Source organism: Herminiimonas sp. GW821-FHT09C12 (genome assembly GCF_059416385.1).
Genome location: NZ_JBWKPC010000001.1, coordinates 1,791,326 through 1,806,722 on the forward strand (window position 1 = coordinate 1,791,326; position 15,397 = coordinate 1,806,722).

The 15,397-nt window shown below is 50.3% G+C and carries 14 protein-coding genes; 8 read left to right on the forward strand and 6 right to left on the reverse strand.

The features are described from left to right. The first annotated feature begins 134 nt into the window (after positions 1 to 134). Together AC07N2_RS08495 and AC07N2_RS08500 are read left to right on the forward strand one after the other, a co-directional pair. Positions 135 to 719, forward strand: a complete 585-nt coding sequence (locus tag AC07N2_RS08495; protein ID WP_494777841.1) for an outer membrane beta-barrel protein — start codon at positions 135 to 137, stop codon at positions 717 to 719. A 101-nt stretch (positions 720 to 820) separates the two neighbouring features. Next, positions 821 to 2,818, forward strand: coding sequence for a sensor histidine kinase (locus AC07N2_RS08500; RefSeq protein WP_494777842.1), 1,998 nt, complete (start codon positions 821 to 823; stop codon positions 2,816 to 2,818). A gap of 10 nt (positions 2,819 to 2,828) precedes the next feature. Here the strand turns inward: AC07N2_RS08500 and AC07N2_RS08505 are convergent, their stop codons facing one another. Continuing rightward, positions 2,829 to 3,491, reverse strand: coding sequence for a response regulator transcription factor (locus tag AC07N2_RS08505; protein WP_494777843.1), 663 nt, complete (start codon positions 3,489 to 3,491; stop codon positions 2,829 to 2,831). A gap of 296 nt (positions 3,492 to 3,787) precedes the next feature. Between AC07N2_RS08505 and AC07N2_RS08510 the strand changes: the two genes are divergently transcribed. The 5 genes from AC07N2_RS08510 to AC07N2_RS08530 all read left to right on the forward strand — a co-directional run bounded on the left by AC07N2_RS08510 (position 3,788) and on the right by AC07N2_RS08530 (position 8,724). Further along, on the forward strand, positions 3,788 to 4,264 hold the full coding sequence (locus AC07N2_RS08510) for a chemotaxis protein CheW (protein WP_494777844.1): 477 nt from the start codon (positions 3,788 to 3,790) through the stop codon (positions 4,262 to 4,264). 42 nt (positions 4,265 to 4,306) lie between these two features. Then, a complete protein-coding gene (locus tag AC07N2_RS08515; RefSeq protein ID WP_494777845.1) occupies positions 4,307 to 6,013 on the forward strand; it encodes a methyl-accepting chemotaxis protein in 1,707 nt (568 codons plus the stop codon). A gap of 66 nt (positions 6,014 to 6,079) precedes the next feature. Beyond that, complete coding sequence (locus AC07N2_RS08520) at positions 6,080 to 6,328, forward strand: hypothetical protein (protein WP_494777846.1); 249 nt, start codon at positions 6,080 to 6,082, stop codon at positions 6,326 to 6,328. A gap of 468 nt (positions 6,329 to 6,796) precedes the next feature. Then, positions 6,797 to 8,095 carry a PAS domain-containing sensor histidine kinase gene (locus tag AC07N2_RS08525; protein ID WP_494777847.1) on the forward strand — a complete coding sequence of 433 codons (1,299 nt, stop codon included), beginning with the start codon at positions 6,797 to 6,799 and terminating at the stop codon, positions 8,093 to 8,095. Continuing rightward, the gene (locus AC07N2_RS08530; protein ID WP_494777848.1) at positions 8,092 to 8,724 is read left to right on the forward strand and encodes a response regulator; all 633 of its coding nucleotides are present in this window, start codon (positions 8,092 to 8,094) and stop codon (positions 8,722 to 8,724) included. The genes AC07N2_RS08525 and AC07N2_RS08530 overlap by 4 nt, the downstream gene beginning before the upstream one ends. Before the next feature lie 91 nt (positions 8,725 to 8,815). Here AC07N2_RS08530 and AC07N2_RS08535 read toward each other — a convergent pair whose 3' ends face one another. Then, positions 8,816 to 9,403, reverse strand: coding sequence for a flavin reductase family protein (locus AC07N2_RS08535; RefSeq protein ID WP_494777849.1), 588 nt, complete (start codon positions 9,401 to 9,403; stop codon positions 8,816 to 8,818). 158 nt (positions 9,404 to 9,561) lie between these two features. On the opposite strand from AC07N2_RS08535, the gene AC07N2_RS08540 reads away from it, so the two are divergent. Then, the gene (locus AC07N2_RS08540; protein WP_494777850.1) at positions 9,562 to 10,443 is read left to right on the forward strand and encodes an EamA family transporter; all 882 of its coding nucleotides are present in this window, start codon (positions 9,562 to 9,564) and stop codon (positions 10,441 to 10,443) included. 40 nt (positions 10,444 to 10,483) lie between these two features. Here the strand turns inward: AC07N2_RS08540 and AC07N2_RS08545 are convergent, their stop codons facing one another. From AC07N2_RS08545 to AC07N2_RS08560, 4 genes are read right to left on the reverse strand one after another with little or no spacing between them, the layout of a single operon-like run. Then, positions 10,484 to 11,629 carry an MFS transporter gene (locus AC07N2_RS08545; protein ID WP_494777851.1) on the reverse strand — a complete coding sequence of 382 codons (1,146 nt, stop codon included), beginning with the start codon at positions 11,627 to 11,629 and terminating at the stop codon, positions 10,484 to 10,486. After that, positions 11,629 to 12,708, reverse strand: coding sequence for an ABC transporter substrate-binding protein (locus tag AC07N2_RS08550; protein ID WP_494777852.1), 1,080 nt, complete (start codon positions 12,706 to 12,708; stop codon positions 11,629 to 11,631). Before AC07N2_RS08550 ends, AC07N2_RS08545 begins: the two co-directional genes overlap by 1 nt. Then, positions 12,705 to 14,504 (reverse strand): M3 family metallopeptidase, encoded by a 1,800-nt coding sequence (locus AC07N2_RS08555; RefSeq protein WP_494777853.1) that lies wholly within the window; start codon positions 14,502 to 14,504, stop codon positions 12,705 to 12,707. Before AC07N2_RS08555 ends, AC07N2_RS08550 begins: the two co-directional genes overlap by 4 nt. A gap of 8 nt (positions 14,505 to 14,512) precedes the next feature. Beyond that, entirely contained in the window at positions 14,513 to 15,385 is an 873-nt protein-coding gene (locus AC07N2_RS08560; protein WP_494777854.1) for a hypothetical protein, read from the reverse strand. Positions 15,386 to 15,397 lie beyond the last annotated feature (12 nt).

Genomic DNA, 15,397 nt, shown 5'->3' on the forward strand with positions numbered 1-15,397 from the left:
GAGGGCGGATAGTCGCCCTCCTTTATTTTTTGGGGAAACGGTTTCTGTATAATGCGCGACCTATCAGGCTGATATTGATTGCTCAGCCATTCTTCCCTTAGAGGGAGCCGCATTCAGTTTTCGTCAGAAATCAAATGTTCATATATCCACTTGCCGCTGTTCTCCTTTTACTTGCCTCCGCAACTGCTACCGCAGAAGAAAAAAATAGCCAACACTTCTATTTTGGGATTGATGCCGCTAGCGGAAAAATTCGTAAGGAGCCGTATTCTGCCGATTTCAGGGTTACATCAGAGACAGACAGAGTAACGGGTGGACGCTTATTTGCAGGTTATCAGTTTGACGAAAAGATAGGCTTTGAATTGGGAGTGGTCCGCAGCAACAACTACAAGCAAAGTGCGACCAATGGCCTTGCTTCATACGATGCAGTGATAGAAACGAAAAATTATGACCTGGTCCTAGTCTATAAATTAACGGACTATCTGCCGGGTTTCTTTGTAACTGGAGGTATGTCGTATAGGACTACCCGTACGACAGCGACGGTGCGTGTGCCGGTTCTGTCAATGACGACCAATGTAAGTGAAGAAAAGTCGAGTTCCAATTTTTTGATCGGTGCTGGGTATGAAGCGAACATATCCGGCTCGCTTGATGGGCGCATCAACTATGCGCGTTATGGTGAAGATAATTTTCTCTCATTCGGTGTGAAGTATCGTTTTGAATGATCTTGATGGCTGTATGTCTAGATAAAGAAGTGGTATTGGAATACCTGTAAAAAGATGCGGAGACATCGTCATTCATTTATGCAAGTACATTGCCATCTCACATGCGCATTCTCCATTTCCTGATCCTTGTTGTATGTTCCTTGTTGTATCGACCAGTGTTGGCCGATGCGCTTGTGCAATTGAAGGGGGATCGGATAGAGCTGAACGACCATTTCTACGGACAAGTTGATCCAAGCAATACATTAACAATCAAGGATATCGCTGACCCGGCGTATGCAAATCGATTTCACGCTGGCAATAGTCTGCAAAGATTTGACTATGTTAATGGTGCCGTATGGCTGAAGTTTACGCTGGCGAGATCGGCACACACCTCTCAGGATTGGTGGCTGGAAGTGCAGCCGGCACTTTATGATCTGGTGACGCTGTATACCGAAAATGAAGATGGTACTTATACGGCGAGTCAGGCTGGCAGTAAATTGCGATTCTCGGATAGGGAGCTGCAGTATAGAAATCCTGTCTTCAAGTTACAGGTGGCCGAAGGTAAAGATCAAACCTATTACCTTAAAATTAATTCGCAGAGGGCTGCCATCGCCCATCTCACCTTGTGGCAACCGGCTACTTTCATCGAAGCGGTGGCAAGAGAGCAGTTGGCATTCGGTCTGTATCTGGGAGCCTATGCTCTGTTAGTGCTTGCAGGCTTGTGGTTTGAGCTCGCGGTGCGTGACCGTGTCTATTTGTACTTCAGCTTCTACGTCATGAGCTGTATTTTTGCGACGCTGACGGATAACGGTTTATGGCAGCAGTACATCATGCCAGATCAGCCCGAGTGGTTCGACTTGATGGCGGGTAGTTCCATGATCTTGCTAACGGGTAGTTGCATGCAGTTCATGTTCCGCTTTATCGAGATGCACAAGCATCGTCCGCGCTTGAACCGTATTTTTCTCTCGACCCTATGGCTGTTTTGTGGCGCTGTGTTTGTCGGAGTGTTGAATGGACATTATCAAGCTGCCATACGTGTCATTTATTTCGCGCTGCCTTTTGTCATTGGGCCGCTGGCGGTGATTCTTCTATTCCGGCCGGCATTGCGCAGTGATAAGGAAATTCGTTTTGCCTTGATTATTTCCGGCTTTTTATTATTCGTGGCAGTTGCCATCACTACCTTGGTAAAGCGTGGTGAAATCGAGCGCAATATGCTGACCGGGAATGCGATGTACATCGGTTCCATGTTGTTCTTCCTGGTCATTTATTACTCGATCAGCAGGCGTTACAACAGTATGCGAATTGCAAAAGAAGCCGCACAGCAAAAGGCATACCAAGTCTTGCAACAATCAGAGCAGGAACTGGAACAGCAAGTCATGCTGCGTACGCGTGAGTTACTGGATGCGATGAATACAGTCGAGCAGGCCTTGATGCATGAGAAAAGCATGCGCAAGGAGCAGCGGCACTATATCGAAATGGTTTCGCATGAATTGAAAACGCCATTGGCAGTGATAGACGCGACTACGCAGAATCTGACGCGCGAAACGCATACGCCGGGTTCGAAGACTCAGGCGCGCTTGGAGAAAATACGGCAAGCGACGGAACGCTTGTCCTTGTTATTCAACGATTATATGAGTGATGATCGTTTTGATGAGTTGGCAGGAACCTTTCAGCCTGCTGAGCTTGCTGTCCTGCCTTTGCTACAGGATGCGAAAGATTCAGCGCAAGTCATTTCAGAACAGCACCTTATTTCTGTCAGTAGTGCATGCGATGTGTTGTGGGGTGATCGTGAATTATTGCGACTGGTTTTGCGCACCTTGGTGGAGAATGCCGCCAAATACACGCCAAGTGGTACGCATATCAGTTTGCATGCAACAGAATCAGGAGAGGGCTGGCATCTCGATGTGGCAGACGACGGACCAGGTATCCCGCCGGAAGAGCAGCTAATGATTTTCAAACGTCGTTATCGCGGCTCCAGTAGTGCGCAGCATAGTGGCAGCGGGTTGGGTTTGCCGCTGGCTAGACGTTTGATTGAAATGCATGGCGGTACGCTTACGCTCTTGGCATCATCGACACCGGGCTGTACCTTCCGTATTTTCTTGCCACGTCCTTTGAGTTGACCGTCGAGTATTAAAACACTTCTATATCAGCGCAGAAGCTGTATCCCTTGCCATGTTCTGTCCTGAATGGAAGTGGCTCCGCACAATTTTCACGCCAGCGTCGGCGCAAGCGGCTGACGAGTTGTTCCAGTCGTCGTTCGTCGTAATCCAGCCAGTCGCTGCCGAAAGCAGTAGCGATGGCACGGCGGCTTACGGTTTGTCCGGATTGTATTGCGAGCAGTTCGAATAATTTCAGTTCATGTTCGGATAGTGATTCGCAATGCCCATCGGGTGCATACAGTTGTCGTTCCTGCGTATCCAGTCTCCAACCACCTACACCCATGCGTCGCTCCAATGCTTTGACGTGGGCTAGTAACTCATCGTAGCGAACCGGCTTGACCAGATAATGATCTGCACCTCCGCGCAGGCCGGCAATTTTGTAGTTGATGCCACCTTGTGCGGTCAACATGATGATTCCGCATTTCTTGCGGCGTGCACGTAACATCGCAGCCACTTCAAAACCATCTGCATCAGGCAGGCCGACATCGATCAATGCAATATCCATTGCATCCATTAAGGGCATGAATTCGGCAGTACTTCCTGCTTCAATCACCTGATGCCCTTCGCTCCTCAGGAAATCGGCAATCTCTTGTCGGTAATCGACTTCATCTTCCAGTAACAACAGCTTCGCCATGTCAGTACCTACCCGTTATTGAGTGCGGAAAAATTTTGTACAGATCGCATTGTCGTACATTTTTAGCAAATGACGCTAAATGCATGCAATACGAAGATGCGTCAAGTCGCATTAATCGTTACCCATGTCGTTAATTTACTTCGCATGAAGTCATGAATCATTGTTAAGTTTTGGGTACGGGTATCCGTAGAGGTAGGTGTTCGTTCACGCTTTACAAATACTCGTTCTGCTGCGTTCTGATTTCTTGATGAGCGCAATGCATAAGCAGGATGAGGGCATACATTACAAGGGTCTTCATGGCACAGATTCTCAATATTCAAGGTATTACGGAAGTCTTGGCATTCAGACTTGGCAGTGAAGAATATGGAATCAATATTCTGAAAGTGCAAGAAATACGTGGCTACGATGCTGTAACCAAAATTGCAAATACGCCTGACTACATCAAGGGTGTGATCAATCTGCGCGGCATCATCGTGCCCATCATCGATATGCGCATCAAGTTCAATCTTGGCGCACCAACGTATGACCAGTTCACAGTCGTCATTATTTTGCACATGGAAAACAGAACCGTCGGCCTGGTTGTCGATAGCGTTTCCGATGTGCTTACGCTTACTGCGGATCAAATCAAACCACCACCTGCGATAGGGACTTCCCTGGATACCGACTATCTAACAGGTCTGGCTGCTATCGGTGATCGCATGTTGATCTTGGCCGATGTCGACAAGTTGATTACCTCTTCTGATATTGCACACGCTGAAAGCATGGCGGCATAAAGCTGTTGCTGAACACTTCTTCAATAAATGGAATAAGAATCTATGAAATTTAATAATTTGAAAATCGGTATTCGCATAGGCTTGGGCTTTGCAACGGTCTTGGTATTGTTGGCGCTGGTGATTACACTTGGGCTCAACCGTTTATCAACGATAAACGAATCGATACATGCGATTACCAGTGATCGATACGCGAAGATCGTGCGTGTAAATAGTATCTATGACGAAGTCAATTCCATTGCGCTTGTCATGCGCGATACCTTGCTGTTCACAGAGCAGCAACAGCTGGCCAAAGAGTTGGCGCAGATAGAAAATTCCAAGAAGATCATCGACGCGAATTTCGCGGAGTTAGAAAAGACCATTAAAACCGCCAAAGGCGTGGAGATTTTGCGTTCTGCTCTGAATTCCCGTTCAACATACAAAGAATCGCAGGAACTGTTCACTAAACTGCATGCAGAAGGCAAGCTGGATGAGGCCAAAGCTTTGTTGACCAATCCATTGCGTCCACAACAACAGAGTTATCTGGCCGCATTGAAGAACATGATTGTTTTTCAAACCGAATTGATGGATAAGACGGTAGCGGCGGCGGAAGAGCAGTATGAATCTGCACGCATCACATTGCTGGCACTGGGTATCTTGGCCATCGGATTGGGTGTTCTTATCGCATGGTTAATCTCACGCAGCATCACGCGTCCTATCGGTGAAGCAGTAAAAATTGCAGAAACCGTTGCGAGTGGCGACTTGAGCAAGAGAATTGAAGTAAAGACGACAGATGAAACCGGCATGCTCCTGAGCGCATTGAGAGCGATGAGCGATAGCCTGGTAAAAATTGTCGGCGAAGTGCGCCTTGGTACGGATACGATTGCTACCGCATCGAGCCAGATTGCTTCCGGTAATCTGGATTTGTCTTCTCGTACAGAAGAGCAAGCCAGCTCACTGGAAGAGACTGCCTCCTCGATGGAAGAGTTGACCTCTACCGTCAAGCAGAATGCTGACAATGCGCGTCAAGCCAATCAACTCGCCGTATCGGCTTCTAGTGTTGCAGAAAAAGGTGGTGCAGTCGTATCGCAAGTAGTCGACACGATGGATGAGATCAATACCTCCGCGAAAAAAATAGTCGACATCATTGGTGTGATTGATGGCATTGCTTTCCAAACCAATATCCTGGCCTTGAATGCGGCGGTAGAAGCTGCACGCGCTGGTGAACAAGGACGTGGTTTTGCTGTTGTCGCTTCTGAAGTACGTAATTTGGCGCAACGTTCAGCTGCTGCTGCCAAAGAAATCAAAATGTTGATCGGCGATTCTGTCGAGAAGGTAGAAAACGGCAGCAAGCTGGTAGAGCAGGCTGGCGCGACCATGAATGAAGTAGTGGAAAGCGTCAGGCGTGTGACCGACATCATGACGGAGATCACCGCTGCCAGTCAGGAACAAAGTGCAGGCATCGAGCAAGTAAATCAAGCCATCATGCAGATGGATCAAGTGACGCAGCAGAATGCTTCCCTGGTAGAAGAAGCCGCGGCTGCAGCGGAATCCCTGCAGGGGCAGGCTGCCAATCTGGCACAGGTAGTTAGCGTGTTCAAACTGGATGGCACGACGAGAATTGCACCTGTGCCGACGCTCACATCGCATCCTATTCATACTGTTTCGACTTTGGCTGTTAAGGGAAAAGCGAAACAGGCAATTGCTGCACCTGCGCAGAAAAAAGTGGCAAATGGTACTTCAACTACAGGTGACGATTGGGAAGAATTCTAATTCAATACTTTGCTGTTATTGGCCGGGCTGCTTGCCCGGTCCGATGAATTGAATTGGGAGATGAGTATGAATAGCGACGAAATTGCATACATGATGAGTAAGAGTTATTCCATGCATGGCGATGGTTTGACGTGTGCAGAGGCAGCCGGTGCCATGGCTGCCGTGCTGGCACGTGTGCACCCACGGATAGTGGAAGAGGATTTCAATTTGCTGGTGGTATTGGGCGGGGTCTTATTTCGTGAAGGATTAAGAGAGTTCGAATCTGCTAAAAAAGCACGCGAAGCAATTTATCGTGCAAGACGCATGGAAAACTAAAACCAGCTGGAAACATGATTGCGCAGATTGACCATTCCGCAGATATTAAAAGAGGGCGTAACGCAGGCGCCTCAATAGGAGCTAAAAGGAAGACTACAACCCACACACAATAATCGTTGCCATGTACATGCATGGCATGGACCACAAACTTATTTCACATGAGGCCATTCAACGGATATGAATCGTTGCATTGGCTATTTGTTTTGGTGCCTCTTGTGCGATAAAAATAGTGGCTCAAGGTTGTTGCCTTGTCATCTAATTTGTTGTCTGCATGTTAAGTGTCTTCGTGATTGCTGCTCAATGCCGAAAATGACAATGTCATAACTTGAGCCGATTGATTTATGCTGCCAAGTTAATTTCGGTTGATGTGAGGGAAGAATGGGTTTTCGCTTTGGTAGGCCACGCAGATTTTATCGTGGTGTGCGCACTCGATTAAGCAAATACAAGCTCTTCACATCTTCTTTCGCCTTGCGACGAAACATCCATCTCGAAGATGAAAAATCACGGCGTGTTGAGCCTGATGAGCAGACAGGCCCTGACTGGGATGTCTCGGAGTCTGCGCCCGCACATGTGTTTTCTTCTGATGCAGGCATGAGCCTTGCACATACGGATATTGAACAGAAGGGCATGGGAAAGAAGTGTGCGTTGGATGAAGCCAATGCTTTGCTGGTGGCCTTGTTCGATCGTGCGCCATACGGGATCGTCATTGCCGATGTTGATGGAAAATTTATTCGTGCGAATTCCGCTTTTCAGGTGATGACAGGTTTGAGTGAGGCGGAGCTTTTTAATCACTCAGTCGAAAGTTTGACGCATCAAGAGGATTATCTGGCCAATAAAGTGTTGCTGGATCAGTTACTTAACGGCGAGCGTGCATCGTTCGAAATTGAAAAACGCTATTGTTTGAATGATTCGACCATTTGGATTAACAGCTTTGTTTCAACCATAGATAACAGCAAATGCAAGAACCGTTATCTGGTTGCTATCGTGCGGGATATTACGGATAGAAAACGTGCAGAACGTGAGGTTTCATCTTCTCAGCTTGAATTGCGGTCGCTTTATGAACGTTTGCAAACCATCAGGGAAGAAGAGCGGATAGCACTGGCACGCGAAGTTCATGATCAACTTGGGCAGATACTTTCCGCTGCGAAGATCGATATCAAATTACTGGAAGACGACATTCGCCTTCCCAATGCAGTGCTATCAAGGAGGAAGATTTCGACAGAACTGCATTCTGCTCGCGTTAGTCTTGAGAAGGCGATTGAATCGGTCCGGCGGATTGCAACAGAGCTACGACCACCAGAGTTGGATGCGCAAGGTTTGGGGGCAGCGATTGAATGGCATAGCCTTGATTTTGAACGTCGGACAAAAATCAAATGCAGAGTCGAGATACTGACGGGCATAGATGAGCCTGAAGGTGTGATAGCGACTGCGTTGTTTCGGATATTTCAAGAGGCGACGACCAATGTGTTGCGCCATGCCAAGGCGCGCAATGTACGTGTGAGCCTGGGATATCGCGGTAATGCAGCGCTGCTGCGCGTATATGACGATGGCATAGGCATTAAATTGACGCGTACAGAAAGCGCCCGTTCGCTCGGCATACGCGGGATGCATGAGCGTGCAGCTGCGCTTAAAGGGAAGGTGCTTGTGGCCGCAGTACAGCCAAGGGGAACACTGGTTTCGGCAAAAATTCCGATGGGAGAAAAAGATGGTGGGTTGGTCGAGGGACAGAAGTTGACATTGGTATCGTACGCTGGGGGAAAAATGTGATCAGGGTTTTCATTGCGGACGATCACGAATTGATTCGCATGGGCGTGAAGAAGGTGATACGCACATCCAAAGACATCCGCATTGTTGGTGAGGCATGCAACATCGAAGAAATGCTGCAATTTGTCCCGCAAGTGAAGCCGGATATCGTGGTGTTGGACATTAACTTCCCGGAGAACGATGGTTTTGCCGGCTTGGTGACATTGCGTCGTCTTTTGCCCGATCTCCCTGTTCTTATTCTGAGCATGTTTCCCGAAGAACGATACGCCATACGCGCATTGAAGGCTGGTGCTGCGGGTTACATCAGTAAAGCGATGGCGGCGGAAGAGTTGGTGGGGGCGATACGTAAAGTGATGTCTACCGGGACATACATCAGTCCGCGCATGGCGGAAATTTTAGCCATGGATTATCGCAATCCTGGGAATGTCTCTCTGCACGATAGACTTGCCAGTCGCGAGTTGCAGATCGTCTCCCTTCTTGGCTCGGGCAAACAGATCAAGCAAATCGCGGCTGAACTTTCCATCAGCATCAGTACGGTGAATACTTATCGGATTCGTATATTCAAGAAAATGGGTTTGCGTTCTAACGCCGAGTTGATTCGCTATGCGGTTGAGCAGCAGCTTGTTGATTGATTGCTGATGACTTGATGATGAGGTATTGAGAAACATAAATTCAGGTGAATTTATTTCTCCATACTGTAATTGCTGCATATTCAGCTGCGTATCAATCTTCCTTGTCAGTTTTGGCGACTAATGGATCGCCTATCGCATAAAAATTTCCACCGGCAATGTAATGCAGACTTCTCCAGTCTGGATCAGCACTTTCGAAATGCCAATGACCATTCTTGAAGACACGCGTATCGGCCCATGCGCCCACTACCTCGCCGATAAACAGATCATACGTTGCTTGATTGTGTGGTTCAGGAATCAACTTGCATGCGAGCCAGGCCGAACATCCTGCGACGAAGGGAAGATCATAATCGTCAATCTGAAACAGTTTTACATCGGCGTTCTTTAGCTTGTCCGGTTCTGTGAGCAGGCTTTTGCTACCCACTTGATGCGTCAATTGTAGTTGTGCCGCAGTGGGGACTTGGATGACGAAGGTCTCGCTGTTCTCTACGAGTTCTCTGGTTTTCGTGTTTTTGTCCAGGACAACGGTTAGTTTCGGAGGAGCGAAATCCAGCGCGCAAGCCCATGCGGCCGCCATCACGTTGTCTACGCCCTTATGTCTTGCCGATACGAGAACCGTGGGGCCGTGGTTAATCAGTCTGTACGCTTTTTCGAGTTCAACTGGAGAAATGTGGCTATCCATTTAGCTTCCTAAGAATATTCATCGGTCCAATGTGGCACAGCGAGTACAAGTTCGTACAAGCTTTTCTAAGCACTCCTTCTTTTGACAGCGCTGCAGAGTGAACTGCCTATAAATTATAATGTGGTGCTGGCTATCACCATTTCAACTCAAATTCTCTCATGCCTTTTTCCGCACTTGCGCTCCTCATCACAGCTGGTTTTATTCATGCAGGATGGAATATCGTCGCAAAGAAGGCGGGTGGGGATGCGCGATTCGCTTTATTCACTAGTCTGTTTCTTGCCTTGGTATGGGCACCTCTTGGGATTTGGCTGGCCTGGGATGTAGTCCCGACTTGGGGCCTGAATGAATGGGCGCTCATCTTACTGAGCGGCATTCTTCACGTGATCTATTACGTGGTACTGCTGCGCGGTTATCGTAAAGCGGATCTCACGGTTGTTTACCCATTGGCGCGTGGATCGGGGCCGCTGCTTTCCTCTATTGCTGCATTGACGCTGTTTGGCGAACAGGTCTCGACACTGGGCATCGGTGGCATCGCTGGTGTGGTGCTGGGGGTCTTCCTCATCGCAGGTGGGCCCAAGCTTTTCCTCGCGGCCAAGGATCCAGTACAACGCCAGCGCGTGCATATTGGTATTTTCTATGGTCTGCTAACGGGTGCTTTTATTGCGTGTTACACCGTGGTGGATGGGTATGCTGTCAAGTTCATGCTGATGTCGCCGATATTGATCGATTACATCGGTAACTTTGTTCGGATAGTTGTACTGGCGCCGACATTTTTTCATGATCGGGTGACCGCGATCGATCTATGGAAGAAACAGTGGAAGTACGCATTGATCGTTGGCGTGATCAGCCCTGTGTCCTATGTACTTGTTCTTTACGCGGTCAAACTTGCACCGTTGTCACATGTCGCTCCAGCACGTGAAGTCTCCATGCTCTTTGCTGCAATCATTGGTGGTCATCTTTTGAAAGAGGGTGATCGTCTTCAGCGGTTAATTGGTGCCATCTTTATCGCTATGGGCGTGATTGCGTTGGCGATTGGATAGTAGAGCGGAAATTTGAATGGCACAGCTGAGCAGTGCCAGCTTATTTATTCTTATTCTTCGAAAGAATGTAGATCAGGCCGGATCCAAGCAATACAACGACACTCCAGACGGGGAATAACTGGCTCATGTCCAGCCAGTGGCTGAGTATGCCGCCAAACAGGCTACCGCAAAACATCCCCAGGGTTTGTGCCAGGCTGAACAGACCAGACACGCCACCCTTGTCTAATGAGAGTTGCGTAAGTCGACCGATGTTTGCCAAATGGGTAGCTGAGCTCGCAGTACTCAGCAACAAGGCGAGCATGGCAAGTCCCATGAATGACTCTAGCCATCCGAGTAAACATAATGCGATGCATGTTGCCGCGAGAGCAAACGTATAGATGCGCCGCGGCGCGACGCGACTGAATTTTTGACTGAGCAGGAACAAGCACAGTACAGTCACCAGCCCTTGTGTGGCTACCAGCTTTACCGCTTGTGTCTGTGTCCAGTGTAGTTGTTCCACACAAAGTACCAGGATAAAGGTTGCGAACAGGCTGGACGTTGCACTGCTGAGTCCTTCTATCAGGCAGCATACGCGTAGCACAGGCTCATTGAAAAGCGTGCGCAGATTGTTGGTGCGATCTGTTCTGTTGTTTAGCTTGTGCTCCTGATTCCAGAGATTACGTCCCCAGAACGCCATGCCGGCAAAGCTGAGCGCCACCCATAGAAACGCGAGTGCGCCGAAGTGTTCATACAGCCAGCCGCCCAGCCAAGGCCCCGCTAACAGCATGCCTGTCATCAACGAACCGCGGAACCATCCTGCCTTGTTCAAGCCGAGTTGCGGCAAGCGTTGCAGAAACAAGCCGCTCATCGCCACCGATCGGAACGGCACACATACACCGATCAGAAAACGCAGCGCAGCCAGCCAGAGCCAGTTCGACCAGCACAGAATGGCTAGGTGTAGTGCGGCCGGCAATAGGCTGGCGAACACATACAGTTTTTTGCTGCCCAGACGGTCTATCAGTAATCCTGCCGGCAAGGTCAGAACGACCATGCCGAGCGCTTCGGCTGCGCCGATGTAACCAATTTGTGCCGCGCTGGCACCGAGTCCCAGCGCGTAAAACGTGGTGATCAACTTAGACATACCCAGCGTGGTACCGCTGAGTGCTGCAAGAGATAAAAATTGCAGCAGGAAACAGCGACTACCCATTACGTGTTCTTGAATAGCCAGCTCAATTCTCCTGCGCGTGCTTCGGCGGCGGCCAGCGGTGCCGGATCTATCCACGTGTCAAAATCGAAATCTGCCGGTAGAAAACCTTCTTGCAATAGAAAATTCTTTTGCAAGGCCAGGCCCAGACGGTAAGTTGGATGCAGCGATGGACGCAAGCGATGATGGAAGGTTTCGCCATAGCCGAGCAGGATGGATTCGGCGCTGGATGCGGTTTCTTCTGCCAAGGCAGCCACTGCTGCATCGCGATGTTCAGCCGCCCAATCAGCAGTTGCCAGCAACACGGCAAGGTACTGCGTAACCAATTCCGGCGCACGTTGCACCAGATCACGATTGACCGTGATCGGCCGCGGTGTACCGGCATTGACGCGTGTCAGCGGATCTGGATGCGCGTTGATGTCCAGTAGTGGTCGCAGACCATGACGCGCTTGCAGCGTCACACTGTGCGCACCTTTGGAATAGATTGCATCGACCTTGCCGCTGAGCAGTGCTTGTAAAAGATCGGCACGGTCATTCCCATCGCCACCTTGGCCTGTCTCGCGCAGATCAAATTCGCCGCCTTCAATGTCGACGAAGTTGACTTCGTCGCGCGCGACACCAGCCAGTTCCAGTGCAGTAAGCAATCCGCGCAGATGCGCGGTGCGTGCGATATCGACGTTGCGCGTGTGGTGTTTAGGCAAGCCGAGCTTGCGCCCGCGCAGGTCACTTGGTTCGCGCAATGGACTGTCGTCGCGCACCAGCAATACCTGGCGCTCATCTATCCAGGTGATACCGATCACCACCGTATCTTGACCGCTGGCACGCGCCCAGATAGGTGGCACGTTACCGCCTTCGCGGAACATGTCGGCATGTGCATGGTTGTAGTGTGCTTCACGTACCTGAGGATCAGTCGATGCGCGCAAGGATTGCAGTTCCACGCCTTGTTCGGCAAAGGCGCGATGCAGCCAGCGATAGTGTTGTGCGATACCGGAGGTGGTAGGCACCGGGCAACGGCTGTACCACAACGACGAACAGCCGCTGGCAATATTGAGAACCGTGGTCTCGGCAGAAGATGTGCTCATGAGATTTCTCCATTGGTGTAATAGGGTTGGGCCAGTTGTTCAAACAGAGCAACGTGACCTTCAATGATGTCGAGTACGGCACGAAACGCGTCGCCGCTACGCAGATCAAGATCCAGTTCCTGCAACAGCGAAGCAGCATCTATAGCGCTGCCTTGACGTAGTGCGCCACACCAGCGTTCGGCCGCATGTGGATCATTTTTCAAGCGCTGCTGATAGAGGCTGGCAATACTTTGTCCAGCTGCATAGGTGTATGGATACAGACCCATGTAGTAGTGCTGCTGACGTAGCCATGTCAGCCCTGCGTTGTCGTCGATATCTACAGAGTCGCCCCAGAAGGTGCGTAGCACGTCGAGTTTGATTTTCTGCAATGCATCGGCGCCAGGCAGACGACCGGCATCGGCTTCGCGATAAACCTGTACCTGAAATTCCGACTCCAGATAATGCGTCACGAAGTTGTGGTAGTAGCTGTTGAGCAGCTCGAACACGGTCGATAGACGCTGACGCGGATCGTTGTCTTGCAACAGATGATCTGCCAGCAACAGTTCATTCAGTGTCGAAGGCGCTTCGATGAAATAGCGCAACGGTGTGGCATTCAATACGGTTTGATTTTCGGCAGACCAGTGGAAGTGCACGGCATGGCCCAATTCATGTGCCAGCAAAAACATGTCGCGCGGACTGCCGCTCCACGTCATCAAGACGTAGGGATGTGGGCCAAACGGGCTGGCGCAGCCGGAACTATCAGCTTTGTTGGCTTGCTGACCGTACTCGATCCAGCCTTCATCGAAAGTGCGCTGTATGACGCTAGCGTAATCTTCACCGAGCGCCTTGCTAGCTTCGATAATGGCTGTGCGTGCCTCCTCGAAGCTGATGTCGCCGGGAATCTGAGTTGGGTATGCCTTGAGGTCGTGATAGGCCAAGCGAGGTACATCCAGCAGGCGTCGTTTCACTTCAACGAAGCGATGCATGAGTGTCGGTAAGCCAGCATTCAGTACCTCGCGCTGCGCTTCAAAAAAACGACGATCTATTCCTTGTTGCCAGAACAGAAAATCCATCGTGTTGTCGAAACCGCGTAAGCGCGCCAGACTGATCTGCCGTGACACTTCACCGCCATAGGCGGCAGCAAAGGCGTGTCTATGTGGTTGGACGCCGTTGGCAAAAACCGTCGCTGCCGATGCGCGAAGCTGAGCATCAGGGCTGGTTTCAAAACGCTTTTCATAACGAGACAAACTGAATGGCCAAGCCTTGCCTTCCTTGTCCCGTACTTCGTCGAAGCGCAAATCGCCAGCCTTGATGCGACGATAGATTTGTATCGGCAATTGCAGACTAGAATCCAATGCCGCCAGCGTCTGTTCGACTTCGGCTGAGAGCGTATGTTGACGACTAGCTCGTAGCAGTTGGTAACGCCCATCGTAGGCGCGCAGATCTTTGGCGGCCGCACACCATTCTGCCCAGATGTCTTCTTCAGTGTTGACGAGCAAGGCGCTGATAGCTGCCTGGCGTCGACCGAGCACAGCCGCAGATTCGCGCAATCTTGCGGTTGTCGCCTGCAGTCGCACATCGCGACTATCGACAAAACTCTGTATCCCGATGTAGGTAGACAAGCTGCCTTGCTCGCGTTGCAAGCGGTCCAGATGTTGCAAGCAAGTCAGCAGGTCTGCACCGTTGGCTGGCAGAACAAAAACGCCATCTTCTCGAAGTTTTTCCTGCAGCGAGAGCAATGCTGTTTCCCATGCTGAATGGTCGGGAAACAGATGCTCAAGCTTGCAGACAGGCGCAGTCGCGACCAAACTATCCATCAATGATCTCAGCGCAGGTGAGTGAAGTAGCTATAACCGATACGTGCCAATTTTTGTGCCGCCAGTTCCACAGCCTTAACCTGACCAAGCAGAACGACCGGTACGTCAGGATCTCCTTCCAGCCCGGAGATGCTTGCTTCCCAGTCATCGAGACTGACCTTGTGTGGCGTGACGACTTTTTCCAGCAGCGGCTCATGGTGGTCGACACTGATCACCTTCAATGGCAATCCCGAACTTACCGCTGCGCTGACTTCGCCGAAAGTGGATGGATGCACGCCTGCAGTGACTTGACGTTGCGTAGTTGCGGGTGTGCGTACATAACGCTCGCTGTCGGGTGCTTCAAATACCGGCAAGTTGGAATTCGACGCATGATCCAGCGCGACATCGTAGAGATGAAAGTGCAGAGTCTGAATGTCGTCTTCTACTTCCAGCGTGTGAAAGAGACCGCTGCCGATGAATGCAGTGGTGCCGGGTGCGACATCCACGATTTCCAGTTGCTCCAGTTTACCTTGACCTTCCACGCTGGCGTCATCGGTACGCTTATAGATGCGATTGCGTTCCAGGCCCTTGATTGCGCCCATGGAAACCCAGGCAGGATGCGTATGCGGCTGCGTCTGTACCTTGCCGTAGATGCCGCCAGTGATGTAGAGCGTATTCTGCTTGTCAATTTCTTCGCCGAGTCGATACAGGCCTGCATGCGTATTGAGTTTGATCGGGAAGCTATCTATCGGGAACAGATCGCTGCGCTGACTGATCGTATCGACTGCAGTCTTGATGCGGCTGATGAAAGCCGGACTTTCTTTTTCTTCCTCGGCTTTGGTGGCGCGGACTTCTTCCAGAAGTGTACGGATGGCTTTATTGCGTTCATGGATCAGGGACATGTTTAATTCTCC

Coding starts and splice junctions, on each gene's coding strand:
- AC07N2_RS08510 (WP_494777844.1), top strand. CDS start 3,788: ATGGCACAGATTCTCAATATTCAAGGTATTACGGAAGTCTTGGCATTC.
- AC07N2_RS08520 (WP_494777846.1), top strand. CDS start 6,080: ATGAATAGCGACGAAATTGCATACATGATGAGTAAGAGTTATTCCATG.
- AC07N2_RS08560 (WP_494777854.1), bottom strand. CDS start 15,385: ATGTCCCTGATCCATGAACGCAATAAAGCCATCCGTACACTTCTGGAA.
- AC07N2_RS08495 (WP_494777841.1), top strand. CDS start 135: ATGTTCATATATCCACTTGCCGCTGTTCTCCTTTTACTTGCCTCCGCA.
- AC07N2_RS08555 (WP_494777853.1), bottom strand. CDS start 14,504: ATGGATAGTTTGGTCGCGACTGCGCCTGTCTGCAAGCTTGAGCATCTG.
- AC07N2_RS08550 (WP_494777852.1), bottom strand. CDS start 12,708: ATGAGCACATCTTCTGCCGAGACCACGGTTCTCAATATTGCCAGCGGC.
- AC07N2_RS08535 (WP_494777849.1), bottom strand. CDS start 9,403: ATGGATAGCCACATTTCTCCAGTTGAACTCGAAAAAGCGTACAGACTG.
- AC07N2_RS08515 (WP_494777845.1), top strand. CDS start 4,307: ATGAAATTTAATAATTTGAAAATCGGTATTCGCATAGGCTTGGGCTTT.
- AC07N2_RS08545 (WP_494777851.1), bottom strand. CDS start 11,629: ATGGGTAGTCGCTGTTTCCTGCTGCAATTTTTATCTCTTGCAGCACTC.
- AC07N2_RS08500 (WP_494777842.1), top strand. CDS start 821: ATGCGCATTCTCCATTTCCTGATCCTTGTTGTATGTTCCTTGTTGTAT.
- AC07N2_RS08505 (WP_494777843.1), bottom strand. CDS start 3,491: ATGGCGAAGCTGTTGTTACTGGAAGATGAAGTCGATTACCGACAAGAG.
- AC07N2_RS08540 (WP_494777850.1), top strand. CDS start 9,562: ATGCCTTTTTCCGCACTTGCGCTCCTCATCACAGCTGGTTTTATTCAT.